Source organism: Sulfitobacter sp. 1A13368 (assembly GCF_043557275.1).
Classification (GTDB): domain Bacteria; phylum Pseudomonadota; class Alphaproteobacteria; order Rhodobacterales; family Rhodobacteraceae; genus Sulfitobacter; species Sulfitobacter faviae.
On record NZ_JBIFFR010000001.1, the window covers coordinates 342545 to 366980 of the forward strand.

Sequence of the window (24436 nt, forward strand, 5' to 3'; positions counted from 1 at the left end):
CGCGCCTTGCGCCTATGGCTGGGATCAGCAGGGCGCGCCCAGCACCATGACCCAGACCGCGTCATCAGCACGGACCAGCCCCATCTCCTCGGCCCGGGCGTCGACCATGTTGCGGTAATGCCCCGGCGAGTTGGTCCAGCCGGTCATGACCTCATCGAGCGACTTCTGCCCCTTGGCGATATTCTCGGCCACGAAACACCATTCATAGCCCGCCACCGCCGCGCGGCGGCCAACATCGGTGCCATCGCGGCCTTGGTGGCTGAAGTAGTCATGTGTGGCCATATCGCGGGCGTGGTTTTCCGCCGCCTGTTCCAAGCGGCTGTCATAATGCAACGGTTTGAGGCCCTGCACATCCCGCAGGGCATTCACCCGCTCCAACCCCATCGGATCGGCAAAAGCGGGCAACCCGGCCAATATCAGTATCGAAAATAGAACCGGCTTCATTCAGCCAAGCCTTTCGCCAAATCGTTTTGCCGCGCCACCTGAGCGGCCAAGTCGATGGTGGTGATCTGACCATCGCGCACCACCTGACGGCCTTCAACGAAAAGGTCGCGCACCGCTGTCGGACCGGCAAGAAGCAGCGCAGCCGGATCCCAACTGCCCGCGCTCTGCACGCCCGAGACATCCCAGATCGCCACATCGGCGCGTTTGCCGGGCATCAGCCGCCCGCAGTCGGGCCGCCCCAACACATCCGCCCCGCCGCGTGTGGCCAGTTCCAGCGCCGCGCGCGGGCTCATCGCATCTGCGCCGCGCGCCACGCGCTGCAACAGCATCGCTTGCCGCGCCTCGGCAGCCAGATTGCCGCTGTCGTTGCTGGCCGAGCCATCGACGCCCAGCCCCAGCGGCACGCCCGCGTCCAGCATCGCCCGCACCGGCGCGATGCCCGAGCCGAGGCGACAGTTCGAGCAGGGACAATGCGCAACCCCCGTGCGGGACCGGGCGAAAAGGTCGATCTCGGCCCCATCCAACTGCACGCAGTGGGCGTGCCAAACGTCGTCGCCGAGCCAGCCGAGGCTTTCGGCATATTCCCCCGGGCGGCAGCCAAATTTCTCCTGCGAATAGGCGACATCCTCGGCATTCTCGGCCAAATGGGTGTGCAGCATCACGCCCTTGTCGCGCGCCAGCAGCGCCGTGTCGCGCATCAATTCGCGGCTGACCGAAAAGGGCGAACAGGGTGCCAATCCGACGCGGCACATCGCCCCTTCGGCGGGGTCGTGAAAGGCGTCGACCACGCGGATGCAGTCTTCCAAAATGGCCGCTTCACGCTCCACCAGTGCATCGGGCGGCAGGCCGCCATCGCTTTCGCCGATACTCATCGAGCCGCGGGTGGGGTGGAAGCGCAGCCCAAGTTCGGCGGCGGCGTGGATCGTATCCTCCAGCCGCACGCCGTTGGGGTAGAGATAAAGGTGGTCCGAACTCAGGCTACAGCCCGAAAGCGCCAGTTCCGCCAGCCCGATCTGGGCCGAGACGAACATATGCTCCGGCCCCATGCGCGCCCAGATCGGGTAGAGCCGTTGCAGCCAGCCAAAGAGCAGCGCATCCTGCGCCCCCGGCACGGCGCGGGTCATGCTTTGGTAGAGATGGTGGTGGGTGTTCACGAGGCCCGGCGTCACGACACAGCCCTTCGCCTCAACAATCTCACCCTCTGTCCGAAGGCCCTGCCCGATCTCGGCAATCACGCCGTCGCGCAGCAGCAGGTCCGCGCCCGCAAGCTCCCGCCGGGTGTCGTCCATCGTGATAAGGTAATCCGCGCCGCGGATGAGGGTCTCTGCCATAGGTCACACTTTCGCTATGCCCGTCTCATGCAAAGCGTGTGTGATCGGTGGAAAACGGGCGAGAGAACCGACCTTCTGCGGGATTTATCCCATCCCGCCGGGGCCGGTCAATCCGGGCTTTCCCGACAATTGGATCAATAGACGGAAAGGATCGCAAGCGCTTGGGCGTGGATGTCGCGGTTGGCCGCGGCCAGCGCCCTGCCCCCTTCATGCACCGGGTTGCCCTGCCAATCGGTGACGATGCCCCCGGCGGCTTGGATCACCGCAATGGGCGCTTGAATGTCATAGGCGTTCAGCCCCGCCTCGATCACCAGATCGACCTGCCCCGTCGCGACCAGCGCATAGGCATAACAATCCATGCCATAGCGGGTCAGCAACGCCTGCGAGGCGACGGCGCGAAAGGCGCTGCCCTCCTCACTGCTGCCGACCTCGGGGAATGTGGTGAAAACGATGGACTGCCGCAAATCCCGCGCCGCGCGGGTCTGCAAAGGGTGGCTGCCGTGGGGCCCGGTCAACAGCGCGCCATCCGGCGCCCCCTCGAACCGCTCCCCGATATAGGGCTGGTCAATGATGCCATAGAACGGCCCCGAGGCGTCGGAGACCGCGATCAGCACGCCCCAAGTCGGTGTACCGCTGAGAAAGCCGCGCGTCCCGTCGATGGGGTCGAGCACCCAAGTCAGCCCCGATGTGCCGGGCTGCGCGCCATATTCCTCACCCAGAATACCATCCGCGGGCCGCTCCGCCGCCAAGATATCGCGCATCGCCCGTTCGGCGGCGCGGTCGGCCTCTGTCACCGGATCGAAACCCGTGCCGAGCTTGTTGTCGGCCTGCAAATCAAGCCTGCGGAAATAGGGCAGGATCACCTGCCGCGCCGCATCCGCCATCAGATGGGCAACGCGGCGAATATCGGGATCGAAGTCAATGGCGTTCATCATGGCGAAGACCTGACAGTTTGCGCCCCTTTGCGCAAGCCTGTCAGTGCGTTAGAGCCGAGCCTTGCAGCGGATAAGGGGGAGGCTCAGGCCACGTCACTCAAGACGCGTGCCAGTTCAAACAACCGGCGGCGCTGGTTCTCGGGGATGGCGTAGTAAGAGCGCACCAGTTCCATCGCTTCCTTATCGGCCATCAGATCGGCGGGCAGCCCGTCCATCGGCGCCCCCTCCGCGACCTCTTCGTCTTTCAGACCCTCAAAGAAGAAAGACACCGGCACCCCGAGCGCATCGGCGATATCCCACAGCCGAGATGCGCTGACGCGGTTCGCGCCGGTTTCGTATTTCTGTATCTGCTGGAATTTGATCCCAACCAGTTCCGCCAGTTTCTGCTGGGTCATCCCCGTCAGCCAGCGGCGCTGCCGGATACGTTTGCCTACATGTACATCTACCACATGCACCATATTCTCTAATCCTTATAGGGCACATGCGACCGTGCCAATCTCAGTTCCAAACAAGGACGAAGTGTGCCGTCGCCTCGCACGATACCGCAGGGGTTGCGCGAAAGTTCTACCTCCTATCATAGCGGTTGCGTTGAATTCGGCCAAGAATTTTCACGGGATGGTAAAAATCTGCCCTGTATCGACTGCAACCTCAGGCGGTGCACTGCCCCTCTCTCTCTGCGACCGGCGGGTGTGAAATCCCCAAGTTTCCTTGGGCCTGTCGGTTTCCCGCTCGGCAACCAATGGATGAACGCGAAGAATATCAATCGGTTCCCGTCGGAATGCGTCAAATGCCATGTTTCCGTGTTTGGGACGGTGGGAATGGCTGCCGCCCGCGCGCGTGTCGCTTGAAACGCATCGGTGCTTTTCCGCCGATCGACCGGTCGCGGCAGTCCCGTCCAAGGCGCGCGCAGGGCAAGCCGACGCCCCGCGCATGCCCCGAACATCCCCACCCGTAAAACCCGCGATTATTGCCGTGTTATCAGCCCGCAAGACACTTGAAATTCGCCCCCTCAGGCCCGATATTCAGACCCAAGAACGTGTCGGCCGGGTTTCGACACGCAACTTTGCCAATGGGAGTCACTAAATGGCTGACGTCAATTCAATTCGCTCTGCTGCCGGGTCGCGCGTTCCCGCGATCGACGAGGGTCTGCGCGCTCATATGAACAAGGTGTATGGCACCATGTCCATCGGCATGCTCATCACCTTCGCCGCGGCCTGGGCCATCTCGGGCCTGTCGGTCACTTCCGACCCCTCCGCCGCCGTGGCGCAGCTCAGTCAAGATAAATACCTGACGCAATTGGGTTATGCGCTCTACGCCTCGCCGCTGAAATGGGTCGTGATGTTTGCGCCTCTTGCCTTTGTTTTCGGCTTTGGCGCCATGATCAACCGCATGTCCGCCGCCACGGCGCAGGTCGTATTCTACGCCTTCGCCGCCGTTATGGGCATCTCGATCAGCTCGATCTTCTTGGTGTTCACCGGCTATTCCATCGCGCAGGTCTTCCTGATCACCTCCATCGCCTTCGCGGGCCTGTCGCTCTGGGGCTACACCACCAAGAAGGACATCTCCGGCTGGGGCAGCTTCCTGATCATGGGTGTGATCGGTCTGGTCGTCGCGTCGATCGTCAACATCTTCCTCGCCTCCTCGGCGCTGATGTTCGCGATCTCGGCGATCGGTGTTCTGATCTTCGCGGGTCTGACCGCCTATGACACCCAGAAGATCAAAAACGAGTATCTGGCCCACGCCCATCACGGCGACACCGAGTGGCTGGGCAAGGCCGCGATCATGGGCGCGCTGAGCCTCTATCTGGACTTCATCAACATGTTCATGATGTTGCTGTCGCTCTTCGGCAACCGCGAGTAATCGCTCTGCCATCCGATGCGAAAGGCCGGCTCCGAAAGGGCCGGCCTTTTTCTTTGGCACCGCCTTAGGCCAATGCGCTCACCCAATCGCGCCGAACAGATGCCCGACCCCGGCCGTCACAGCCATCGCCAGACCGCCCCAAACCACGACGCGCCCGATGGCGGGCCGCTTTGGCGCACCGCCCAGCTGCGCGCCGCCCGCGCCGAGCAGTATCAGCGCCAACAGCGCCACCAAGGCAATGGTCACGCCGCGCAGCCCCGCAGGCGCCAGAACCGCCGCAAACAGCGGCAGCCCGCCCCCCAAGGCAAAGGCCAGCGCCGAAGCGCCCGCCGCCTGTAACGGATCGGCCTGACCGGCGAGGCCGAACATGCCCAACTCTTCGCGCGCATGGGCGCCGAGGGCGTCATGGTCGGTCATCTGGGTGGCGACCTCTAGGGCGAGGTCGCTTTGCACGCCCCGGTTCTCCAGCCCTTCGGCCAGTTCGCTGAGTTCATAGTCCGGGTCTTCGATCAGGGCGACGCGCTCGCGCTCCAGATCGGCCTTCTCCACATCCGCCTGCGCCGAGACCGAGACATATTCCCCCGCCGCCATCGACAGCGCCCCGGCGGTTAGCCCCGCAAGCCCCGTCAGCAGGACATTGCCCTGCGTCATGCCCGCCGCGCTCACCCCGACCAGCAGGCTGGCCGAAGAGACGATACCATCGTTGGCCCCCAAAACGGCGGCGCGCAGCCAGTTGCTGCGGTTTATGAAGTGGCCTTCTTTGGGCATCTGACCCGCCTTGCGTCTACTGCGGCTGATACACCAACAGATGCGCCGGGAAGATGACCGGCTTGTCACCGCCCACCCCGGTAAAGCCGACACTGCCTGTGGGCTCCGCCCGGCTCAACGGTGCGCAGGCCCCCAGTGTCAGCAGCAAGATCACGGCAGTCGATTTGGCAAACATGGCATTCCCCCGGCAGTTCCTTCAGGTATCCCCCGTTCCGCCCCGCCGCGCAAGGCGTCGGGGCGGAGGAGGATCAGACGGTGATCGGCTGCATGACCTGCGGCTCAACCACATCGACGCCCGGAAGCCCGTCGATCAGCGTCTGCGCCGATTGCTCCAACGCGTCGAAGGTGCGGTAGTGGCAGGGGATGACCGTCTTGAAATCGAAATAGCGTTTGGCGGCATAGGCGGCCTGCGCCATGTCCATCGTGAAATGCCCGCCCGCCGAGAGAATGCCGATATCGGGTTTGTGATAGTCGCCCATCCAATCCATATCCGCCATGATCGACGTATCACCGGAATGGTAGATCGTATGCCCCTCGCCCGAGATCATAAAGCCGGTCTCCATCCCGGTGTAGATCGGGCCGTTCTCGCCATCGACCGATGATGAATGCGAGGCCGGGACCATGGTGATCGCCACCTCGCCTGCGCGGATCGTCCCGCCTTTGTTAAAGCCCCTGGTCTGCTGCACGCCTTTGCTTTCCAGCCAGCCCATCAGCTCGACCATCCCCGCGACCGGGGCATTGGTGCGGCTGGCGATGTCAGCGATATCTGCCGTGTGGTCGAAATGGCCATGGGTCACGAGGATCCGCGTGGCGCCTTTGATTGCATCGGCATGGTGCGCGTCGTCCAGCATGGGGTTGTCTTTGAGCCAAGGGTCGATCAGCAGCACTTGGTCTTCGATCTCGATGCGGAATGAGCCGTGGCCGAGCCAGATGATGTTCATGGGGGTCCTCCTGATTGCGGTGGGTCTAACATCAGATTTGACCCTATGCTGCGCGGAATCAAGTAACACCCGAACATGCCACCCCAGCCTGGAATCAAGGGCGCATGCCCACCGGGCAGCGACAGAGCGGCCCGACGGGCTGGCGCTTGCGCAACCCGGACGCCATCAGGACATCACCGGATACCGCCGTAGCCATGAATTGCCCGACTGCCTCGGAGCAAGCACCATCCCCCGGTCTGGCGCCGCCCGGCTCCGTTCCGAACCTCTCAAACCCTTGCGAGGCCCGCCCCCAAACGGTAGAGGAGCCTCAAAGAGATGGAGATGTTCATGTCGATCGACGAAAACACCGCCGCACGCGTGGCGAAACTGGCCCGGATCAAGGTTGAACCCGACGCGCTGCCGGCGCTGGCGGAAGAGTTCAACACCATCCTCGGCTTTATCGAACAGCTGTCCGAGGTGGATGTCGACGGCGTCGAGCCGATGACCTCCGTGACCCCGCAGCGCCTGAAACGGCGCGAAGACGTGGTCACCGATGGCGACCAGCAGGACCGCGTGCTGGCCAATGCCCCCGATGCCCGTGAAGGGTTCTTTGCCGTGCCGAAGGTGGTGGAATAATGACCGATCTGAACAAACTGAGCCTGGCCGAGGCCCGCGATGCCCTGCGCAAGGGTGAGACCACCTCGAAAGACCTGACCGAGGCCTGCATCCAAGCCATCGACGGCGCAGGCGCGCTGAACGCCTTCGTGCACCGCACGCCAGAGATCGCGATGGAACAGGCCGCCGAGGCCGACGCCCGCATCACACAGGGCGACGCCCCCGCGATGTGCGGCCTACCCATCGGCATCAAGGATCTCTTTTGCACCAAGGGCGTGCCGAGCCAAGCGGGCAGCCGCATCCTCGAAGGCTTTCTACCCGAGTATGAAAGCACCGTGAGCCAAAAGCTGCGCGACAGCGGCGCGGTGATGCTGGGCAAGCTCAACATGGACGAGTTCGCCATGGGCTCGTCGAACGAAACGTCCGTCTACGGCAACGCGGTGAACCCGTGGCGTCGCGAAGGTGACACGGCGGAACTGACACCCGGCGGCTCCTCCGGCGGCTCTGCTGCCGCCGTGGCAGCCGACCTCTGCCTTGCGGCCACCGGCACCGACACCGGCGGCTCAATCCGCCAGCCCGCCGCCTTCACCGGCACCGTGGGGATCAAGCCGACCTATGGCCGCTGCTCCCGCTGGGGCATCGTGGCCTTCGCCTCCTCGCTCGACCAAGCTGGGCCGATGACCAAGACGGTACGCGACGCGGCCATCATGTTGGAGGCCATGTGCGGCCATGACGCCAAGGACAGCACCAGCGCCGATCTGGCCGTGCCGGACTTCGAGGCGGCGCTCACCGGTGACATTCGCGGCAAGAAGATCGGCATTCCGCGCGAATATCGCATGGATGGCATGCCCGAGGAAATCGAGAAGCTCTGGCAAGACGGCATCGCCATGATGAAGGACGCGGGCGCCGAGATCGTCGACATCTCGCTGCCGCACACGAAATATGCCCTGCCCGCCTATTACGTCATCGCGCCCGCCGAGGCCTCGTCGAACCTCGCGCGCTATGACGGTGTGCGCTTTGGCCACCGCGCCAAGCTCGACCACGGCGACGGCATCACCGAGATGTACGAAAAAACCCGCGCCGAGGGCTTCGGCCATGAGGTCCAGCGCCGGGTGATGGTCGGCACCTATGTGCTCTCTGCCGGTTTCTACGACGCCTATTACAACCGCGCCCGCAAGGTCCGCACGTTGATCAAGAAGGACTTCGAAGACGTCTTCGCCCAAGGCATCGACAGCATCCTGACCCCGGCGACCCCCTCCGCCGCCTTCGGTCTGGGCGAGATGAAGGATGCCGATCCGGTGGCGATGTATCTCAACGACGTCTTCACCGTAACGGTGAACCTCGCCGGTCTGCCCGGTGTGGCGCTGCCTACGGGGCAAAGCAGCACGGGTCTGCCGCTGGGTCTGCAACTGATCGGGCGCCCGTGGGAAGAGGCCGACCTGCTGTCCTCCGCCTATGCGCTGGAGAAGGCCGCCGGTTTTGTGGCCAAGCCTGAGAAATGGTGGTAAGCCGCAGAGCGGTGAACAAGAAGCGAGAGCGGGTCAGATGATCACACGGACACTTCTAGCGATGACGGCAGGCGGTCTTTTGGCAGCCTGCCAACCGGCGATCCCCGATTCCGGGAACATCAACACCGGGCGCGGTGTCGGCTTTGGCGACGGCAGTTTCGAGGCCGAGCAGCGCGCGCGCGATGCCGCGCTGGCGGGCGACGGCAGCTACATGCCCGCCGCCTCGGAGGTGACCGCCCAGCCTTTGGATGACGGCTCTCCCGAAGCGACGGCGGCGGAAACCGCCCGCGTTCTCGCCGCCACCCGTCCGGGCGGGGCCAGCAACGGTCTGGGCAATGACGCGGCCACCAACTCGGGCGTGGCCCCGGTGAACGCCAGCCCGTCGAACCCGCCCCCCGCCGCGGTCAACGCCGTGGGCATCTCGAACGAGAACAACTTTGACGCCGTGTCGGGCCAGCGCAGCATTCAAGACGACGCCGCCCGCGTGGCCGCCAACCGCGCGCAATATGAGGTCGTCCAACCCGAGGCCCTGCCCGAGCGCCGCAATGTCGGCCCGAATATCGTTGCCTATGCGCTGCAAACCAATCAGTCGGTCGGTCAGCAGATTTATAGCCGCATCGGTTTCAACAAGGCCCGCAAGTTCGAACGCGCCTGTGCGCAATACGGCCACGCCGACCAAGCACAGATCGCCTTCCTTGAGGCCGGCGGCCCCGAGAAAGACCGCCTTGGCATGGACCCCGATGGCGATGGTTTCGCCTGCGACTGGGACCCCACCCCCTTCCGCCGGGCTGCACAGGGCTGACAGATGCCTGCCGCGCCTGATGTGACGGCGCATCCCTCACCCAATTGCGGCCCGCGGCGCGGTGGGCTGCGCCCCCGGCTGATCGTATTGCACTACACCGCCATGACCAGCGCCCAAGCAGCGCTGGATCGGCTGTGCGACCCCTCTGCCGAAGTCTCGGCCCATTACCTGATTTCAGGGCGCGGAGAGGTCATTCAGATGGTCGAGGAAGACCTGCGCGCGTGGCATGCTGGCGCGGGCGAATGGGCCGGGCAGGACGACATCAACTCACGCTCAATCGGGATTGAGTTGGACAACCGCGGCGATCACCCGTTTTCCGAGCCACAGATGCGGGCGCTCGAAACCCTCCTGCCCGGCATCATGGCCCGCCACGGCATCCCGCCCGAAGGGGTGATCGGCCATTCCTGCATGGCACCGGGCCGCAAGATCGACCCCGGCCCCCGATTCGATTGGGCCCGGCTCGCAGGGCGCGGGCTGGCGCTGCCTGCGGGCGATGGCCCCCTTCCTGACAGGGTAACCACAGAAACTTTCCGCGCCGCTGCGCAGGCCGCAGGCTTCACTGCGCCCTGCGACGATGACACGCTGCTAGACACCGTGCGGTTGCGTTTCAGGCCATGGGGGCGCGGCCCTCTCAGCCCCGCAGACCTCGCCGCCCTGCCCGCCCCCATTGACGCGCCGCGCGGCGGCGTCTAGGGCGGGGCTGCGCGGAAGGCTGGATGGCCGCTGCGTCGACTCGCGTCGCATGACCGACGTCCGCTCTTGTCACACGCATGTGTGACGAGAGCGGCGCCGCTTTTGCGGGGCAAAAGCGACGTAGAGGAAAGTCCGGACTCCAAGAAGAAACGGTGCCGGGTAACGCCCGGGCGGGGCAACCCGACGGAAAGCGCCACAGAAATGAAACCGCCCTTCGGTCCGGCCTTGCCGGATCAGCCGAAGGGTAAGGGTGAAACGGTGGGGTAAGAGCCCACCGCGGGGCTGGCAACAGCCCCGGCATGGCAAGCCCCACCGGGAGCAATGCCAAATAGGGACCGCGCGCCGATGATCCTCGGGTCAAAGGCGGGGCTCTTCTGCCCCAGCAGGTCCGGGTTGGCAGCTATAGCCGCATCGGCAACGGTGCGGTCAGAGGAATGGTCATCGCCTGTTTTCGGACAGGTACAAAATCCGGCTTATAGGCCTTCCGCGCATATTTCTGCTCTTTCGAGGCTGAAAGGCAGGTTTTTCGACGAAACCGGCGTCTTTCGGCACCGGGCGGGCAAATAGCGGTTGACTCGGGCGCGGGTCTGACTAGAACCCGAAATTCAGAATTCACGCAGGCCTGCGCGGCGCTGCAGCAGGAGAAGACACATGGCGAAGCCAACCACGATCAAGATCCGCCTGAACTCGTCCGCGGGCACAGGCCATTTCTACGTGACCAAGAAAAACGCACGCACCATGACCGAAAAGATGGTCATCAAGAAGTACGACCCCGTTGCGCGCAAGCACGTCGAATACAAGGAAGGCAAGATCAAGTAAGATCGCCTGACTTTTAGGTTTCAAAGGGCCACGCGGTTTCGCGTGGCCTTTTGCATTGTGTAGGGCTGGATCGCGCCCGCCCTGGGGGCGGGTCGGGCGCGATCCGGACGCGGGGCGTCCGGATAATCGTTGAGACGCCTGAATGTCATCCCCGGTCCGGCGCTGCCCGGCTAGCGGTCTCTCTTCTCGCGGAAAAACCTCACGAGCATCTCTTCCGCCTCTCCCGCCGCGATCCCGTCGAAGACCTCTGGCACATGGTGACATTGGGGATGCGAGAATACCCGCGCGCCCTGCGCCACGCCGCCTGATTTGGGGTCCGCCGCGCCGTAGTAAAGCCGCTCCACCCGGGCGGCGGCGATGGCACCGGCGCACATGGCGCAGGGTTCCAGCGTGACGTAAAGCGCGTGACCGATCAGCCGTTCCGAGCCAACAGCGGCGCAGGCGGCGCGCAGGGCCAGCATCTCGGCATGGGCAGTTGGGTCATTGCGGGCGCGAGTCTCATTGCCTGCGGCGGAAACGATCTGCCCTTTCGGAGAGACGACGACTGCCCCCACCGGCACTTCGCCGCGCGCGGCGGCGGCGCGGGCCTCGGCCAAGGCCTGTCCCATATACGAGCGAAACTCCATTCCGTCACATGGCCGCAAACGCCACCCTTTCGCAAGCCCGTGAAACAGGGTAAGCGCAGTGCATGAACGCAAAAACGCCCCCCTCCGGCTCCGGCCCGCAAAACTCTGACACCGATGCAAGTGCAGGCACCCCCACCGGCGACCGCATCGCCAAGGTGCTGTCGCGCGCGGGCATCGCCTCGCGCCGCGAGGCCGAGCGCATGATCGAAGCGGGCCGCGTGCGCGTGAACGGGGAGCAGATCACCTCGCCCGCGCTGAACGTCACGCCAGAGGATAAGATCACCGTCGACAACACCCCCGTCGGCGCGCCCGAACCGCCGCGCATGTGGCTGTATCACAAGCCTGCCGGACTGGTGACCACCGCCCGCGATGAAAAGGGCCGCGAGACGATCTTTGACGCCCTGCCCGAGGATATGCCCCGCGTGATGACCGTGGGTCGGCTTGACCTCAACTCCGAAGGGCTCTTGCTGCTGACCAATGACGGCGGGGTGAAGCGCAAGCTGGAACTGCCCAGCACCGGATGGCTGCGCCGCTACCGCGCGCGGGTGAATGGCCGCCCCACCGATGAGATGCTGGAGCCGCTGCGCAAAGGCATCACCGTTGAGGGCGAGAATTTTCAGCCGATGGACGTGACGCTCGACCGCCAACAGGGGGCCAACGCCTGGCTGACCGTCGGCCTGCGCGAAGGCCGCAACCGCGAGATTCGCCGCGCGATGGAGGCCGTGGGCCTGACCGTGAACCGGCTGATCCGCATCTCCTACGGCCCATTCCAACTGGGCGAATTGAAGATCGGCGAGGTGGAAGAGCTGCGCCGCAAGGTCGTGCGCGATCAACTGGGGCTCGAGTTGGAAGACCCCAGCGGCACCGCCACCAAGAAACCCACCGGTCTGCGCCGCCCGCCGCGCCGCAAGCCCGGCGGTTTCGGCGGCGCTGGCCAACCGGGCCTGCCCGTGCAACGGGGCGAAGACGACGAACCGCCGCCCCGCCGTGGCGGCGGCAAGGCAAAGAACGCACCGCGTGGCAAGGCCGCGATGGGCAAGACGGCTGGCAAAGCAGGCGGCAAAGCAAGCGGCAAACCGGGGGCACGCCCCACGGGGCGACCGAACGGCAAACCGGGGCCAAAACCCACAGGCCGGGGGCCAAAACCCCGCCGCTGAACGGCCCTGCCCCGAGCTGCCCCTGCGCGTTTCCGGAACGCGGCCGACCTGCGTGCGTTGAATAGAGAACAGCAGGCAAGATCAGCGCGAAACCGCTGTCAGAAAAGGGCAATATGGCGCGAATAGTGATGTTTTTGGTGGCCTTGGCCGCGCTCGTGGTTATCATCCTCGGCGCAGCCTCGCTCGTGGGGCGTGCGGCTGACAGTGCTGGCACAGCGCTGCGCCCGATCTGGGGCAGCAAAAGGGGAAACATGATGGCGCCAACGACCTTTCAGAAAATCGCCTTTGCGGCGTTGCTGGTGCTGCTGCTTGGGCTGACCAGCGGTTTTCTCGGGGGGCTTTGATCCATGGCGCAGCGCTTTGGCGGCAAATATAGCCCCGACACCGATGCCGCTCCCGGCCGCACTTCGCGCAAGACGCAGCGCCTGCGGGTCGATCCAGCGGGCGGGCGTGTGAACCTGATGTTCCTGCCCCCGGTCCTGCTCGCAGCAACCTCGCTCATCGGCGGGGCGGGCACGCTGGTTCTTGGCCTCGGCGGCGCGTTCTTGCTGGCGTCAGGCGTCTGGCTTCTGCGCGACGGCCTGCTGGCCGAGGCCGAATACAACGAACGCAAAGTCGCCCGCCGCCCCGTCTTGCCGCGCAAAATTCTGGCCGCCCTCTTGGCCGGTGCAGGCGCTGCCCTCGCCGCCTACGCCAATGAGCCGAGCCTTACCGCAGCCCTGCTCTATGGTATCGCCGCCACGGCACTGCACCTCGCCGCCTTCGGCATTGATCCGTTACAGAACAAGGGCATGGAAGGCATCGACACTTTCCAGCAAGACCGCGTCGCCCGCGTGGTGGATGAGGCCGAAAAACTGCTGTCGGGCATGAGCCAAGCGATTCAGCGCACGGGCGACCGCCGCGCCGAAGCGCGGCTGGCCGAGTTTCAGGAAACCGCCCGCCATTTGATCCGCACGGTCGAAGAAGACCCCCGCGACCTGACCGCCGCGCGCAAATACCTTGTCGTCTATCTACGCGGCGCGCATGATGCGACGGTGAAATTCGCCGACCTCTATGCCCGCAACCAGGACGCCCAAGCACGCGATGACTACCTCGCCTTGCTGGACGATCTGGATCAGAACTTTGCCGCGCGCACGGCCAAATCGCTGCTGGACGACCGCAGCGATCTGAACGTGGAAATCGACGTGCTGCGGGCGCGCCTCTCTCGTGAGGGGGTCCGACTGGAACAACCCACCCCTGCAAATACTAAGGAAGATCAGTGATGACCGATGCCCTCCGTGACAAAGCTGCCCAATCGCAAGGGTTGGTGGAAGAAGTAAACGCAACCGTCTTGCCCGAACCGGCGGATGCCAATGCCATCGTGCCGCTGAACAAAGCCGATCCCGAACAGAGCGCGGAAATCCAAAAGCGCATGGCCGAGATCGACGTGAACGATACCCAGTCCATCGTCAGCTTCGGCTCTGCCGCGCAGGCCGAGTTGCAAGAGATCAGCCAATCCATGCTGGCCGATGTGCGCAACAAGGATGTCGGCCCTGCGGGCGACAGCCTGCGCACCATGGTCAGCGCGATCCGCGGCTTCTCGGTCTCGGAATTGGACGTGCGGCGCAAGCAAAGCTGGTGGGAGAAACTGCTGGGCCGTGCCACGCCCTTTGCCAAGTTCACCGCCCGTTTCGAAGAGGTGCAGGGCCAGATCGACCGGATCACCGACAACCTGCTGGCCCATGAGCATACGCTGTTGAAAGATATCAAATCTCTCGACCTGCTCTATGAAAAGACGCTGCAATTCTACGACGAACTGGCACTCTATATCTCTGCTGGGGAGGCCAAGATCGAAGAGTTGGATCACAAGACCATCCCCGCCAAACAGACCGCGCTGGATAAGGCGGGCGAAGACGATCAGGTGATGCGCGCGCAGGAGCTGCGCGATCTGCGTGCCGCGCGTGATGATCTGGAGCGTCGGGTGCATGACCTGAAACTGACGCGGCAGGTCACCATGCAGTCGCTGCCCTCGATCCGTCTGGTGCAGGAGAATGACAAGAGCCTTGTGACCAAGATCAACTCGACCTTGGTCAACACCGTGCCCCTGTGGGAGACGCAACTGGCGCAGGCCGTCACCATCCAGCGCAGCGGCGAGGCGGCAAATGCGGTGCGCGAGGCCAATGACCTTACCAACGAACTGCTGACCTCCAACGCCAAGAACCTGCGCGACAGCAACAAGGTGATCCGTCAGGAGATGGAGCGCGGGGTCTTCGACATCGAGGCGGTGAAACAGGCCAATGAAGACCTGATCGGCACCATTGAGGAATCCCTGCAAATCGCGGATGAGGGCAAGGCGAAACGCGCCAATGCCGAGAAGGAGTTGCAGGAAATGGAAGGCCGCCTGCGCGACACGCTCGCCGCCGCCAAGGCCCGCGAAACGGGGTTGGGCGATACCACCGGCGGCGCGGTGCCAAGCTAAAACCGACGTGAGGGAACAGGCCATGCAAGGACGTCTGCGCAGAAATCTGCGCGCCGCAGGGGCGCTGGCGCTGAGCACGCTGCTCTTGGCCTGCGCCGAGCCTGCGCCCGTCTTGCAAAAGGTCGCCAAACCGCAGGCCCGCCCTGCCGCCGCCACCCCTTCCCCGGCGGCGGTGGCAAAACCGACCTCGCAGAAAAGCGCCATGCTGCGCAGCTATCTGCATCAGGTCGAAAAGGCGCAGTTGGGCCAAGATCTACTGCGCCAAGACGGGGGCGGAGTGGACACACCCTTCACCAGCGAAATGCTGGCGCGCAATTTCGAGCAGATCGCGCTTTATAACGAATATGACGGCAATTTCTCAGGCCAAGGCGGGGCCAGTCCGCTGCGCCGTTGGGATGCGCCGGTGCGGATGCAGATCATCTTTGGCGACAGCGTGCCGCCCTCGCAGCGCCGATCCGACACCGCTAAGATCAACGCCTTCGCCCGCCGTTTGGCGCGGGTGACCGGGCATTCGGTCTCTATCAGCGATAGGCCGAATTTCATGGTGGTCGTGGCCTCGGAAGATGACCGGGTCGATGCGCTGGCTCAAACGGCGGAAGAGGTCGCGGGCGTCAGCAAATCCTCGCTCCGGGCCATGCGCAACATGCGCCGGGACACCTATTGTGCCGTGGCCGCCTATGCCGCGGGCGACAACCCCAACGTCTATACCGCCGCCGTGGCCGTGATCCGCTCGGAAAACCCCGAATTGCTGCGGCTTTCCTGCATTCACGAGGAATTGGCGCAGGGCTTGGGCCTTGCCAATGACAGCCCCGCCGCGCGACCGTCGATTTTCAATGACGACGACGAATTCGCCCTGCTTACCAAACATGACGAACTTCTGCTCAAGATGCTCTACGACCGGCGCCTGCGCCCCGGCATGACGGCAGAGCAGGTCAACCCGATCACCCGGATCATCGCGCGCGAGTTGACGGACGGCCCGGTGTAACGCAGCATTACGACGAAAGAATAAGGACCATCCCCATGGGCATTTTCGATTTCCTCTCTGGCCAGTTCATCGACGTCATCCATTGGACCGACGACACCCGCGACACGATGGTTTGGCGGTTCGAGCGTGAGGGCCATGAGATCAAATACGGCGCCAAGCTGACAGTGCGTGAGGGGCAAGCGGCGGTTTTTGTGCATGAGGGGCAGCTGGCGGATGTCTTCACCCCCGGTCTCTATATGCTTGAGACCAACAACATGCCGATCATGACGACCCTGCAGCACTGGGATCACGGCTTTCGCAGCCCGTTCAAATCCGAGATCTACTTCGTCAACACGACCCGCTTCAACGACCTGAAATGGGGCACCAAGAACCCGATCGTCGCCCGCGACCCTGAGTTTGGCCCGGTGCGCCTGCGCGCCTATGGCACCTATTCCGTGCGGGTGAGCGACCCCGCGAAATTCCTGACCGAGATTGTCGGCACCGATGGTGAGTTCACCATGGACGAAATCTCGTTCCAGATCCGTAACATCATCGTTCAGGCTTTCTCGCGCACGCTAGCCTCCTCCGGCATCCCGGTGCTCGACATGGCCGCCAACACGCGCGAGTTGGGGCAGTTGGTGGGCAAGGATATTGCCGCCCAGATCGCGGAATACGGGCTGGCGATGCCCGAGCTTTACATCGAAAACATCTCCCTCCCGCCCGCGGTCGAAGCGGTGATGGACAAGCGCACTTCGATGGGCGTGGTCGGCAACCTCAACGAATACATGCAATTCCAAGCGGCTGAGGCGCTTGGCCGCGAAGGTGCGGGCGGGGCCGCGATGCAAACGGGCCTAGGCGCGGGACTGGGGATGAGCATGGCCCAAGCCGCCACCGCGCAGGCTGGCCCTTGGGGCGCGCGCCCTGCCCCCACCGCCGCCGCACCGGTGCCGCCGCCCCCGCCGCCGGTCGAAAAGGTCTGGCATATCGCCAAGGACGGCGCGACCTCAGGCCCGTTTTCCAAGGCCGCCATGGGCCGCAAGGCGAGTGAGGGCAGCCTTACCCGCGAGTCTCTGGTCTGGACGCCGGGGCAGGATGGCTGGCAGCGGGCCGAGGACGTGGCCGAACTGGCACAGCTCTTTACGGTGATGCCCCCGCCTCCGCCGCCCCCGGCCTGATCTGCTGGCGCGTGGGCCCAAGACCTTCGCGCGCGTCCTGCCCGTGGCCTCTCGGGACCACGGGCCATCCCCATCCGCATCTCCGCGATTGATCTAGCAAAGCATCCCCTATGTCCGCCACCGATCTGCCCCCCGCCGCGCCGCTAGAAGAGCATCGTTTCCCCTGTGACACCTGCGGGTCGGACATGCGCTTTGATCCGGCGCAGTCGCTGCTGATCTGCGATCATTGCGGCAATGTGGAACCTATCGACGGCAGCGGACGCCACGCCCACGCCATCGCCGAGCAAGACTTCCGCGCCGGATTGCAGGCCGCCCTGCCCGCTGCTGAGATGGAAGAGACCCGCGTCACCACCTGCCCCAATTGCGCAGCACAGGTGGAGTTCGAGCCCGGCAAACACGCCGCCGAATGCCCTTTCTGCGCGACGCCCGTGGTGATCGACACCGGCACCAACCGCCATATCAAACCGCGCGCCGTGCTGCCCTTCGCCCTGCCCGAAGAACGCGCCCGCGATGCGATGAAAGACTGGCTGGGCAGCCTCTGGTTCGCGCCCAACGGCCTGCAACAATATGCCCGCAGGGGCCGCCGGATGCAGGGCATCTATGTGCCCTTCTGGACCTATGACGCACAGACCGCCTCTAGTTATCGCGGGGAGCGTGGAACCGTCTATTACGTCACCCGCACCGTCATGCGCGATGGCAAGCGGGTGAAGCAGCAGGTGCCAAAAATCCGCTGGCGGGCCGCTTCGGGGCGGGTGGCACGCTTCTTTGACGATGTGCTGGTGCTGGCCTCCCGATCGCTACCCAAGAAACACACCGACGCGCTGCACCCTTGGGACCTCTCGGCGCTGGAGCCCTATGCGCCCGAATATCTCGCCGGTTTCCGGGCCGAGGCTTACGGCATCACGCTGGAGGAAGGCTTTGTTCAGGCCCGCGCCCATATGGACCGGGTGATCGAGCGGGACGTGAAGTTCGACATCGGCGGCGACCGCCAGCGCGTACATGACATCAACACCCAAGTCAGCGATGTGACCTTCAAGCATATCCTGCTACCGGTCTGGCTCGCTGCCTATAAATACCGCGGCAAGACCTACCGTTTCGTGGTGAACGGCCATTCCGGCAAGGTGCAGGGCGAACGCCCCTATTCCGCCGTCAAAATCACCTTTGCCGTGGTGCTGGGGCTGATCGCCGCCGCCATCGTCGGCTATTTCATGGCCCAGCAATGACCCAGACCTACGACCAGTTCACCGACCTCTTGCAGGCGCGCTATTCCTGCCGCGCCTTTCGGCCCGATCCCGTCCCCAAAGACAGCATCACCCAGATCGTCAGCGCCGCGCGCCATGTGCCCTCATGGTGCAACGCGCAGCCATGGCAGGTGACCATCACGCGCGGCGCGGGCACCGATGCCTTTCGCGCAGCCCTCCTTGAAGCCGCCAGCGCCAATACCCCGGTCGCGCCAGACCTGCCATGGCCCACGGGTTACTCCGGGGCCTATGCCGAACGCCGCCGCACCTGCGGCTTCCAGCTTTATGATGCGGTTGGCATCGCCAAATCCGACCGCGCCGCGCGTCGGGCGCAGATGCTGCGCAACTACGCGCTTTTCGACGCGCCGCATGTGGCCATCGTGACTGCCCCGGCCGAGCTTGGCCCCTATGGCGCGATGGACTGCGGCGGCTTCGTCACCGCCTTCACCCTCGCCGCGACGGCGCTTGGCGTGGCCAGCATCCCGCAGGCCGCCATCGCCGCCTATGCGCCCTTGGTGCGCGAGACGCTGGCGTTGCCCGAGGATCGGCTGGTGCTCTGCGCAATCTCCTTCGGCTATGCCGATGAGACGCATCCCGCGAACGCCTTTCGCACCGAGCGGGCCACCCCTTCTGACATCATCGATTGGAAAGACTGACATGCGCGCATTGCTGCAACGGGTGACCGAGGCTTCGGTCACGGTCGAGGGTGAGGTTATCGGAGAGATCGGCCCCGGCCTGCTGATCCTCGTCTGCGCCATGCCCGAGGACACCGAAGAAACCGCCGAGAAACTGGCCCTGAAGATCTCCAAACTGCGGCTGTTCAAGGATGACGGCGGCAAAATGAACCTGAGCCTTGCCCAGACCGGCGGCAGCGCCCTGGTGGTGAGCCAATTCACCCTCGCCGCCGATACTTCGCGCGGCAACCGTCCCGGCTTTTCCGGCGCGGCGAAGCCTGACATGGCCAAGGCGCTCTACACCCATTTCGCCCGCAGCCTCGCCGGGCTCGACATCCCCGTGCAGACCGGACGGTTCGGCGCGGATATGGCCGTGGCGCTGGTCAACGACGGGCCGGTGACCCTCTGGCTCGATACAGCGGCGCCCTGATAATTCGGTGGAAAGCATGGGCCGGCAAGCTTGGGAGGAGGTAAGCTTGCCGGCCGGTATAACGGGTCCGGGAGGAGGAGGACCGTTAATATGCGGTGTCAGATCAACCCGGGAAGGAGCGGGGTCCGGCACCTGACAATGCAGCGCGTAAGGCGCGACATTGATGGCTGAGGGTCTAAAAGCGCAGTGGCTTAGAGACCGTCGTATTCTTCGGTCACCAGCGCTTGGGCGTGCTGGGGAATCTGGTTGCGGTCGATGCCCGCACGCTCAAGCTGCGCGTCGCTCATGCTGTTGAGGACGGCCTGCATGCGCGAGATCTGCATCTGGGTGACGCCACGCGCCAGCAGGCTGCCGACCTTGCCCGCAGCGGTGCCAAGCGCACCGAGAACCGGAGCGGATGCATCACGCAGGGAGAAACCGTGGGGGGCGGATAGGGTGTTGTCATACTTCATAGGTCTGTTCCTTTGAAAGTTCTTCCGACGCCACACGCCGGATCTCGCACCGTGCGATGCCGATATCGGACAGTTCGCGATCGCTCAGTACGTTGAGTTCTGTGAAAGTTCGGTTGTAAGCTGCGCGCCGGGCTTTGATCTGGGCCACGCGACGGCGCATGCCGTCAACGCTGTGATGAAGCCCATCGAGCGCGGAGCTCAGGGTAGTGCCACGTGAGATTGCCATCGTCATAAGCGCAACTCCTTTCAGAATGCTGCAAGTGCATTATCAATGCTGCAATGCAGAAGTAGTACGCTCTGACCCTATTTTGAACCCGCAGAATTTGCATAGGCGCTATGCCCGAAACGAAAGGCCGGGGGCTAACTACAGGTAAACAGCCTAAAATTTTTGCGCCGATACACAGGAAATGTGCATCGGCGCAACGCAGCGGGGCTGCAATCTGGGATTTGGGGATGGGCGGCGGCGTGCCGCCCTTTCTTGCGTGAGTCGTTTAGCTCACCGGTTCCCAAGGGCGCGTGTAGACGCTGAGCACCTTTGAGACCTCATCGTGGGTCGCGTCGTTCATCGTGACCTGCGCCACCAACCCACGCTTCTTGTCGTCCACCACCTCGGTTACCCGCGCGGCACAGCCCGCCTTTTCAAGGCTGCCGTTATAGACCCGCGTGATCGCGTCCTTGCGCAGATCGGGTTTGAAGATCTTGCCGACAGCCGTCTTGGGCAACTCGTCCATGATCTTGAGGTGCTTGGGCTGCGCTGCGCGTTCGGCGACATGCTCACGCGCATAGGCCAGCAGTTCCTCTTCGGTGACATTGGCACCCTCAACGAGTTCGACAAAGGCGCAGGGCACCTCGCCCGCGTGGGGGTCGGGCTGGCCGATGGCACCCGCAAAGGCGACGGCCTCATGGCCCAGCAGCGCCTCTTCGATCTCGGCGGGGTCAATGTTGTGGCCGCCGCGAATGATCAGGTCTTTGGCGCGGCCCGTGATCCAGATATAGCCATCGCTGTCGATCCGGCCCAGATCGCCGGTCCGCAGGTATTTGCCGTGGTAGAAGAGGTCTTTGTTCTTGTCTTCCTCGACATAGGTATGGCCCGAGAAGACGCCGGGGTTCGACACGCAGATCTCGCCAATCTCATCCGTCTCCGCGTCGATCGGCCCATCCATGGTGCCCTTGATGATCCGCACGTCCGAATAGGGGAAGGCGATACCGATGGAGCCGACCTTCTTGATCCCGTCCGTCGGGTTGCAAGAGACAAGGCAGGTCGCCTCAGTCAGCCCATAGCCTTCGACCAGCGTGACGCCAGTGGCCTTCTCAAACCGGCGGAAGAGTTCCAGCGGCAGCGGGGCGGAGCCGGAGAAGGCGGTTTTCACCGTGCTGACATCCGCATCAATCGGGCGCTGCATTTTGGCCGAAATCGCCGTCGGCACGGTGATGATAAAGGTGATCTTCCACCGCTCGACCAGCTTCCAGAAGTTATCGAACACCCCATCCCCGCGATAGCCCTGCGGCGTCGGGAAGACCACATGCGCGCCTGACGACACGGCGGCCATCAGGATCACATGGCAGGCAAAGACGTGGAACAGCGGCAGCGGACACATGATATTGTCCTGCTCGCTGAACAGCAGCCGATGCCCCAGCCAGCCGTTGTAGATCAGCCCCGAATACTTGTGCTGCGCCACTTTGGGCATGCCGGTAGTGCCGCCAGTGTGGAAATAGCAGGCAACGCGATCTTCTTGCACATCCTCGAAATTGAGCGAGGTGTTCTGCTTGGCGATCTCCGCGTTGAAGTTGAGGTATTTGGCTTGGTTGTTCACCATCCCCTTAGGCCGTACCAGCGGGACGATCCAGCTTTTCGGCGGGGTGAGATAGCGCACCAGATCGACCTCGAGCACCGTGTGCACCTTGGGCGCAAGCCGCACCGCTTCGGCGGTCTTTTGGGCCACATCCGTTTTGGGGAAAGGCCGCAGGGTGACGACCACGGAGGCGCCCACTTCGCGCAGGATGGCACCGATCTGTTCGGCGTCCAGCAACGGGTTAATCGGGTTCACGATCCCGGCCACGGCACCGCCCAACAGGGTGATCGTCGTCTCGTTACAGTTGGGCAGCACATAGGCCACCACGTCCTTCTCACCCACGCCGAGGCTGCGGAAGAGGTTCGCCGCCTGCGTCACGCGGCCATGCAACTCTTTCCAAGACAGCGTTTCGGCCTTGTCCTTGGGGCCCGAGAAAATCTGATAGCTAACGGCATTATGGCTGGGGAATTTCGCGGCCGTATTGCTCAGCATTCCGTAAAGCGTCTTGGCCACGTCGCGGTCTTCCCACGGCATTTCCGCCGCGATGGCATTGCGGTCTTCGATCCCGGCGAATGTCATGGTGTCTCCTCCCCTGTGCCGGTGTTCCGGCTTATTCTCCTCGCGCCAGATTGCGGCGAAACGCGCCGTTTCGCAAGCAATCGGCGGCAACAAACGCAACGTCACACTAGGGTGACGTAACGCCGGGGTTGCACTGTTCAAGGGCGGCTCAGGCTGCGGCGGCGGCCCCATCAGTGAACTGAAGCCGCGCCAGACGCGCATAAAGCCCGTCACTGGCGACCAATTCGTCATGGGTGCCTATGGCCGCGATGCGCCCGGCCTCCATCACCACGATGCGGTCGGCCTTTTTCACGGTGGCCAGACGGTGCGCCACGATCAGCGTCGTGCGATCCGCGCTCAGCCGGTCGACGGCGGCCTGCACCAGCCCCTCACTCTCGGAATCCAGTGCCGAGGTCGCCTCGTCCAACAGCAGCACCGGCGCGTCCCGCAGGATGGCGCGGGCGATGGCGATGCGCTGTTTCTGCCCGCCAGACAGCATCACGCCGCGTTCGCCCAGATAGCTGTCATAGCCATCGGGCAGCGCGGCGATGAAGTCATGCGCGGCGGCGGCGCGGGCGGCTTCCTCGACCTCTGCGTCACTGGCATCGGGGCGTCCGAACCGGATGTTCTCAGCCGCCGTGGCAGCAAAGATCACCGGGTCTTGCGGCACCAGCGCCACCGAACGGCGGAAGTGGTCCCGCGCCACATCGCGCAGGTCGACCCCATCCAAGGTGATCCGCCCCGCCTGCGGGTCATAAAAGCGCAGGATCATCTGAATGATCGTCGTCTTCCCCGCGCCCGAGGGGCCGACAAAGGCCACCGTCTCACCGGGGTTGATCTCAAGGTTGACACCATCCAGCGCCGCCACATCGGGGCGGGCGGGATAGGTGAACTGCACGTTCTCAAATGCGATCCGGCCCGCGACAGGCTGCGGCAGGCTGCTCTGATCTGCGGGCGCCGGGTCTTGCACCGTATCCTCGCTTTGCAACAGGTCGATTAGCCGCTCCGTGGCGCCCGCGGCGCGCTGCAACTCGCCCCAGATCTCTGACAGGGCGGCGACCGCGCCCGCGACCATGACCGCATAGATCACGAATTGCACCAGCGCGCCCGCGCTCATAACATCCGCCCGCACGTCGCGCGCGCCGATCCACAGCACGCCCACCACACCCGCGAAGACCAGAAAGATCACGATCATCGTCATCACGGCGCGGGTTTTGATCCGGCGCTGCGCAGCATCGAAAGAGGCTTCGGTCATCTGCGCGAATTGGCCCCGGCTTGCGGCCTCATGGGTAAAGGCCTGCACCGTTTGCACCGCGCCCAACGTTTCTGAAGCGTTGCCCGAACTTGCCGCGATCCAATCTTGGTTCTCGCGGCTGAGCACCCGCAGACGGCGGCCCAGCGTCAGGATCGGGATCACCACGGCGGGCACGATCAGCAGCACCAGCCCGGTCAACTTGGCCGAGGTCAGCAGCATCAGCCCCAAGCCGCCCACAAAGATCAGCAGGTTGCGCAGCGCGATGGAGACCGAAGACCCGATCACCGAGAGGATCAGCGTCGTGTCGGTGGTGATCCGGCTCAGCACTTCGCCGGTCATGATACGCTCATAAAAGGCGGGGCTCATGCCCACGACACGGTCGAACACCGCGCGCCGGATATCGGCCACCACCCGTTCGCCCAGCCGTGTCACCAGCGCATAGCGCAGCCCGGTGCCAAGGGCGAGCAGCCCCGCGATCAAGAGCGCGGCGATGAAATAGAGGTCGAGCAATTCGCTCTCCCCCGTGCCGAAATTGTCGATCACCCGCCGCACGGCCAAGGGCAAGGTGAGCGAGATCATCGCGGTCAGCACCAGCGCCGCCCCGGCGGCGGCCATCAACCAGCGATAGGGCGCCATGAAGGGCATCAGCGCCGCCAAAGCCCCGATCCGCCGCGACTTTTCGCGTTCGTCTTTGGCGCTTGGTGCGGGGGCTGGGGTGCGTGCCATGGGCTTTCCTTTGTCTTTCCACATCGGTCATGGCGCGGGGGCTGGGCGGGGTCAAGCAAGACCGCCCCGATAAGGACAATCTGCCGCCCCCGACAGACAGCGGCGGGCGCATCTATCCCGCGCGGCGGCGGTCACGAAAGTGTCGGGGAAAGAGTGGAGCGGGCGACGGGAATCGAACCCGTATCATCAGCTTGGAAGGCTGAGGTCTTACCATTACACAACGCCCGCGCTA

General features: G+C 64.1%; 27 protein-coding genes, 1 tRNA gene and 1 other RNA gene. 16 read left to right on the plus strand and 13 right to left on the minus strand.

Going from position 1 to position 24436, the window contains the following annotated elements:
- Nucleotides 1-24: 24 nt before the first annotated feature.
- From ACGYK4_RS01635 to ACGYK4_RS01650, 4 genes are all read right to left on the minus strand, one after another.
- On the minus strand, nucleotides 25-444 hold the full coding sequence (locus ACGYK4_RS01635; protein WP_394454828.1) for a CAP domain-containing protein: 420 nt from the start codon (nucleotides 442-444) through the stop codon (nucleotides 25-27).
- Nucleotides 441-1775 (minus strand): 8-oxoguanine deaminase, encoded by a 1335-nt coding sequence (locus tag ACGYK4_RS01640; RefSeq protein ID WP_394454830.1) that lies wholly within the window; start codon nucleotides 1773-1775, stop codon nucleotides 441-443. Before ACGYK4_RS01640 ends, ACGYK4_RS01635 begins: the two co-directional genes overlap by 4 nt.
- A gap of 134 nt (nucleotides 1776-1909) precedes the next feature.
- Nucleotides 1910-2710 carry a histidinol-phosphatase gene (gene hisN / locus ACGYK4_RS01645; protein WP_394454831.1) on the minus strand — a complete coding sequence of 267 codons (801 nt, stop codon included), beginning with the start codon at nucleotides 2708-2710 and terminating at the stop codon, nucleotides 1910-1912.
- An 83-nt stretch (nucleotides 2711-2793) separates the two neighbouring features.
- The gene (locus ACGYK4_RS01650; protein WP_168612238.1) at nucleotides 2794-3168 is read right to left on the minus strand and encodes a helix-turn-helix domain-containing protein; all 375 of its coding nucleotides are present in this window, start codon (nucleotides 3166-3168) and stop codon (nucleotides 2794-2796) included.
- Between the two features lie 625 nt (nucleotides 3169-3793).
- Here ACGYK4_RS01650 and ACGYK4_RS01655 point away from each other — a divergent pair.
- On the plus strand, nucleotides 3794-4570 hold the full coding sequence (locus ACGYK4_RS01655; RefSeq protein WP_394454833.1) for a Bax inhibitor-1 family protein: 777 nt from the start codon (nucleotides 3794-3796) through the stop codon (nucleotides 4568-4570).
- A gap of 78 nt (nucleotides 4571-4648) precedes the next feature.
- On the opposite strand, the gene ACGYK4_RS01660 is transcribed toward ACGYK4_RS01655, so the two are convergent.
- From ACGYK4_RS01660 to ACGYK4_RS01670, 3 genes are all read right to left on the minus strand, one after another.
- A complete protein-coding gene (locus ACGYK4_RS01660; protein WP_067267575.1) occupies nucleotides 4649-5338 on the minus strand; it encodes a VIT family protein in 690 nt (229 codons plus the stop codon).
- A 16-nt stretch (nucleotides 5339-5354) separates the two neighbouring features.
- Entirely contained in the window at nucleotides 5355-5513 is a 159-nt protein-coding gene (locus ACGYK4_RS01665) for a hypothetical protein (protein ID WP_394409825.1), read from the minus strand.
- Nucleotides 5514-5586: 73 nt separating this feature from the next.
- Nucleotides 5587-6279, minus strand: a complete 693-nt coding sequence (locus tag ACGYK4_RS01670; protein WP_394454835.1) for a metal-dependent hydrolase — start codon at nucleotides 6277-6279, stop codon at nucleotides 5587-5589.
- A gap of 327 nt (nucleotides 6280-6606) precedes the next feature.
- Here ACGYK4_RS01670 and gatC point away from each other — a divergent pair, with 327 nt between their 5' ends.
- The 6 genes from gatC to rpmG all read left to right on the plus strand — a co-directional run bounded on the left by gatC (nucleotide 6607) and on the right by rpmG (nucleotide 10695).
- Nucleotides 6607-6894, plus strand: a complete 288-nt coding sequence (gene gatC / locus ACGYK4_RS01675; RefSeq protein WP_209219074.1) for an Asp-tRNA(Asn)/Glu-tRNA(Gln) amidotransferase subunit GatC — start codon at nucleotides 6607-6609, stop codon at nucleotides 6892-6894.
- Nucleotides 6894-8381 (plus strand): Asp-tRNA(Asn)/Glu-tRNA(Gln) amidotransferase subunit GatA, encoded by a 1488-nt coding sequence (gene gatA, locus ACGYK4_RS01680; RefSeq protein WP_394454837.1) that lies wholly within the window; start codon nucleotides 6894-6896, stop codon nucleotides 8379-8381. The genes gatC and gatA overlap by 1 nt, the downstream gene beginning before the upstream one ends.
- Before the next feature lie 37 nt (nucleotides 8382-8418).
- A complete protein-coding gene (locus tag ACGYK4_RS01685) occupies nucleotides 8419-9183 on the plus strand; it encodes a hypothetical protein (protein ID WP_271687965.1) in 765 nt (254 codons plus the stop codon).
- A gap of 3 nt (nucleotides 9184-9186) precedes the next feature.
- Nucleotides 9187-9876, plus strand: a complete 690-nt coding sequence (locus tag ACGYK4_RS01690) for an N-acetylmuramoyl-L-alanine amidase (protein WP_394454839.1) — start codon at nucleotides 9187-9189, stop codon at nucleotides 9874-9876.
- 11 nt (nucleotides 9877-9887) lie between these two features.
- Nucleotides 9888-10368, plus strand: an RNA gene (rnpB, locus tag ACGYK4_RS01695) — RNase P RNA component class A.
- A gap of 159 nt (nucleotides 10369-10527) precedes the next feature.
- Nucleotides 10528-10695, plus strand: coding sequence for a 50S ribosomal protein L33 (rpmG, locus tag ACGYK4_RS01700; protein WP_007119221.1), 168 nt, complete (start codon nucleotides 10528-10530; stop codon nucleotides 10693-10695).
- Between the two features lie 170 nt (nucleotides 10696-10865).
- Here rpmG and ACGYK4_RS01705 read toward each other — a convergent pair whose 3' ends face one another.
- The gene (locus ACGYK4_RS01705) at nucleotides 10866-11321 is read right to left on the minus strand and encodes a nucleoside deaminase (RefSeq protein WP_067267564.1); all 456 of its coding nucleotides are present in this window, start codon (nucleotides 11319-11321) and stop codon (nucleotides 10866-10868) included.
- Nucleotides 11322-11383: 62 nt separating this feature from the next.
- On the opposite strand from ACGYK4_RS01705, the gene ACGYK4_RS01710 reads away from it, so the two are divergent.
- From ACGYK4_RS01710 to dtd, 9 genes are all read left to right on the plus strand, one after another.
- Nucleotides 11384-12478 (plus strand): pseudouridine synthase, encoded by a 1095-nt coding sequence (locus ACGYK4_RS01710; RefSeq protein WP_394454840.1) that lies wholly within the window; start codon nucleotides 11384-11386, stop codon nucleotides 12476-12478.
- Nucleotides 12479-12591: 113 nt separating this feature from the next.
- Nucleotides 12592-12822: a hypothetical protein gene (locus tag ACGYK4_RS01715; protein WP_271693214.1), complete on the plus strand. Its 231-nt coding sequence runs from the start codon at nucleotides 12592-12594 to the stop codon at nucleotides 12820-12822.
- Nucleotides 12823-12825: 3 nt separating this feature from the next.
- Nucleotides 12826-13740: a 5-bromo-4-chloroindolyl phosphate hydrolysis family protein gene (locus ACGYK4_RS01720; protein WP_394454842.1), complete on the plus strand. Its 915-nt coding sequence runs from the start codon at nucleotides 12826-12828 to the stop codon at nucleotides 13738-13740.
- The gene (locus tag ACGYK4_RS01725) at nucleotides 13740-14936 is read left to right on the plus strand and encodes a toxic anion resistance protein (RefSeq protein ID WP_394454844.1); all 1197 of its coding nucleotides are present in this window, start codon (nucleotides 13740-13742) and stop codon (nucleotides 14934-14936) included. Before ACGYK4_RS01720 ends, ACGYK4_RS01725 begins: the two co-directional genes overlap by 1 nt.
- Nucleotides 14937-14958: 22 nt before the next feature.
- The gene (locus tag ACGYK4_RS01730; RefSeq protein WP_394454845.1) at nucleotides 14959-15921 is read left to right on the plus strand and encodes a DUF2927 domain-containing protein; all 963 of its coding nucleotides are present in this window, start codon (nucleotides 14959-14961) and stop codon (nucleotides 15919-15921) included.
- 35 nt (nucleotides 15922-15956) lie between these two features.
- Complete coding sequence (locus tag ACGYK4_RS01735; protein ID WP_394454846.1) at nucleotides 15957-17075, plus strand: SPFH domain-containing protein; 1119 nt, start codon at nucleotides 15957-15959, stop codon at nucleotides 17073-17075.
- A gap of 110 nt (nucleotides 17076-17185) precedes the next feature.
- Nucleotides 17186-18298: a primosomal protein N' (replication factor Y) - superfamily II helicase gene (locus ACGYK4_RS01740; RefSeq protein WP_394454848.1), complete on the plus strand. Its 1113-nt coding sequence runs from the start codon at nucleotides 17186-17188 to the stop codon at nucleotides 18296-18298.
- On the plus strand, nucleotides 18295-18972 hold the full coding sequence (locus ACGYK4_RS01745) for a nitroreductase (RefSeq protein WP_394454850.1): 678 nt from the start codon (nucleotides 18295-18297) through the stop codon (nucleotides 18970-18972). Before ACGYK4_RS01740 ends, ACGYK4_RS01745 begins: the two co-directional genes overlap by 4 nt.
- Nucleotide 18973: 1 nt before the next feature.
- The gene (gene dtd, locus ACGYK4_RS01750) at nucleotides 18974-19420 is read left to right on the plus strand and encodes a D-aminoacyl-tRNA deacylase (RefSeq protein WP_394454852.1); all 447 of its coding nucleotides are present in this window, start codon (nucleotides 18974-18976) and stop codon (nucleotides 19418-19420) included.
- A 191-nt stretch (nucleotides 19421-19611) separates the two neighbouring features.
- On the opposite strand, the gene ACGYK4_RS01755 is transcribed toward dtd, so the two are convergent.
- The 5 genes from ACGYK4_RS01755 to ACGYK4_RS01775 form a co-directional block, all read right to left on the minus strand.
- The gene (locus ACGYK4_RS01755) at nucleotides 19612-19872 is read right to left on the minus strand and encodes a hypothetical protein (protein WP_394431563.1); all 261 of its coding nucleotides are present in this window, start codon (nucleotides 19870-19872) and stop codon (nucleotides 19612-19614) included.
- The gene (locus ACGYK4_RS01760; protein WP_067267708.1) at nucleotides 19862-20104 is read right to left on the minus strand and encodes a DUF1127 domain-containing protein; all 243 of its coding nucleotides are present in this window, start codon (nucleotides 20102-20104) and stop codon (nucleotides 19862-19864) included. The genes ACGYK4_RS01755 and ACGYK4_RS01760 overlap by 11 nt, the downstream gene beginning before the upstream one ends.
- A gap of 259 nt (nucleotides 20105-20363) precedes the next feature.
- A complete protein-coding gene (locus ACGYK4_RS01765) occupies nucleotides 20364-22244 on the minus strand; it encodes an acyl-CoA synthetase (RefSeq protein WP_394454854.1) in 1881 nt (626 codons plus the stop codon).
- Nucleotides 22245-22392: 148 nt separating this feature from the next.
- A complete protein-coding gene (locus tag ACGYK4_RS01770; protein ID WP_394454855.1) occupies nucleotides 22393-24204 on the minus strand; it encodes an ABC transporter transmembrane domain-containing protein in 1812 nt (603 codons plus the stop codon).
- 154 nt (nucleotides 24205-24358) lie between these two features.
- Nucleotides 24359-24432: transfer RNA gene (locus ACGYK4_RS01775), tRNA-Gly, on the minus strand.
- Nucleotides 24433-24436 lie beyond the last annotated feature (4 nt).

Bases quoted from the DNA above. Each gene is read 5' to 3' on its own strand.
- ACGYK4_RS01635 (WP_394454828.1), bottom strand. From the start codon at position 444: ATGAAGCCGGTTCTATTTTCGATACTGATATTGGCCGGGTTGCCCGCT.
- ACGYK4_RS01640 (WP_394454830.1), bottom strand. From the start codon at position 1,775: ATGGCAGAGACCCTCATCCGCGGCGCGGATTACCTTATCACGATGGAC.
- hisN (WP_394454831.1), bottom strand. From the start codon at position 2,710: ATGATGAACGCCATTGACTTCGATCCCGATATTCGCCGCGTTGCCCAT.
- ACGYK4_RS01650 (WP_168612238.1), bottom strand. From the start codon at position 3,168: ATGGTGCATGTGGTAGATGTACATGTAGGCAAACGTATCCGGCAGCGC.
- ACGYK4_RS01655 (WP_394454833.1), top strand. From the start codon at position 3,794: ATGGCTGACGTCAATTCAATTCGCTCTGCTGCCGGGTCGCGCGTTCCC.
- ACGYK4_RS01660 (WP_067267575.1), bottom strand. From the start codon at position 5,338: ATGCCCAAAGAAGGCCACTTCATAAACCGCAGCAACTGGCTGCGCGCC.
- ACGYK4_RS01665 (WP_394409825.1), bottom strand. From the start codon at position 5,513: ATGTTTGCCAAATCGACTGCCGTGATCTTGCTGCTGACACTGGGGGCC.
- ACGYK4_RS01670 (WP_394454835.1), bottom strand. From the start codon at position 6,279: ATGAACATCATCTGGCTCGGCCACGGCTCATTCCGCATCGAGATCGAA.
- gatC (WP_209219074.1), top strand. From the start codon at position 6,607: ATGTCGATCGACGAAAACACCGCCGCACGCGTGGCGAAACTGGCCCGG.
- gatA (WP_394454837.1), top strand. From the start codon at position 6,894: ATGACCGATCTGAACAAACTGAGCCTGGCCGAGGCCCGCGATGCCCTG.
- ACGYK4_RS01685 (WP_271687965.1), top strand. From the start codon at position 8,419: ATGATCACACGGACACTTCTAGCGATGACGGCAGGCGGTCTTTTGGCA.
- ACGYK4_RS01690 (WP_394454839.1), top strand. From the start codon at position 9,187: ATGCCTGCCGCGCCTGATGTGACGGCGCATCCCTCACCCAATTGCGGC.
- rpmG (WP_007119221.1), top strand. From the start codon at position 10,528: ATGGCGAAGCCAACCACGATCAAGATCCGCCTGAACTCGTCCGCGGGC.
- ACGYK4_RS01705 (WP_067267564.1), bottom strand. From the start codon at position 11,321: ATGGAGTTTCGCTCGTATATGGGACAGGCCTTGGCCGAGGCCCGCGCC.
- ACGYK4_RS01710 (WP_394454840.1), top strand. From the start codon at position 11,384: ATGAACGCAAAAACGCCCCCCTCCGGCTCCGGCCCGCAAAACTCTGAC.
- ACGYK4_RS01715 (WP_271693214.1), top strand. From the start codon at position 12,592: ATGGCGCGAATAGTGATGTTTTTGGTGGCCTTGGCCGCGCTCGTGGTT.
- ACGYK4_RS01720 (WP_394454842.1), top strand. From the start codon at position 12,826: ATGGCGCAGCGCTTTGGCGGCAAATATAGCCCCGACACCGATGCCGCT.
- ACGYK4_RS01725 (WP_394454844.1), top strand. From the start codon at position 13,740: ATGACCGATGCCCTCCGTGACAAAGCTGCCCAATCGCAAGGGTTGGTG.
- ACGYK4_RS01730 (WP_394454845.1), top strand. From the start codon at position 14,959: ATGCAAGGACGTCTGCGCAGAAATCTGCGCGCCGCAGGGGCGCTGGCG.
- ACGYK4_RS01735 (WP_394454846.1), top strand. From the start codon at position 15,957: ATGGGCATTTTCGATTTCCTCTCTGGCCAGTTCATCGACGTCATCCAT.
- ACGYK4_RS01740 (WP_394454848.1), top strand. From the start codon at position 17,186: ATGTCCGCCACCGATCTGCCCCCCGCCGCGCCGCTAGAAGAGCATCGT.
- ACGYK4_RS01745 (WP_394454850.1), top strand. From the start codon at position 18,295: ATGACCCAGACCTACGACCAGTTCACCGACCTCTTGCAGGCGCGCTAT.
- dtd (WP_394454852.1), top strand. From the start codon at position 18,974: ATGCGCGCATTGCTGCAACGGGTGACCGAGGCTTCGGTCACGGTCGAG.
- ACGYK4_RS01755 (WP_394431563.1), bottom strand. From the start codon at position 19,872: ATGAAGTATGACAACACCCTATCCGCCCCCCACGGTTTCTCCCTGCGT.
- ACGYK4_RS01760 (WP_067267708.1), bottom strand. From the start codon at position 20,104: ATGACGATGGCAATCTCACGTGGCACTACCCTGAGCTCCGCGCTCGAT.
- ACGYK4_RS01765 (WP_394454854.1), bottom strand. From the start codon at position 22,244: ATGACATTCGCCGGGATCGAAGACCGCAATGCCATCGCGGCGGAAATG.
- ACGYK4_RS01770 (WP_394454855.1), bottom strand. From the start codon at position 24,204: ATGGCACGCACCCCAGCCCCCGCACCAAGCGCCAAAGACGAACGCGAA.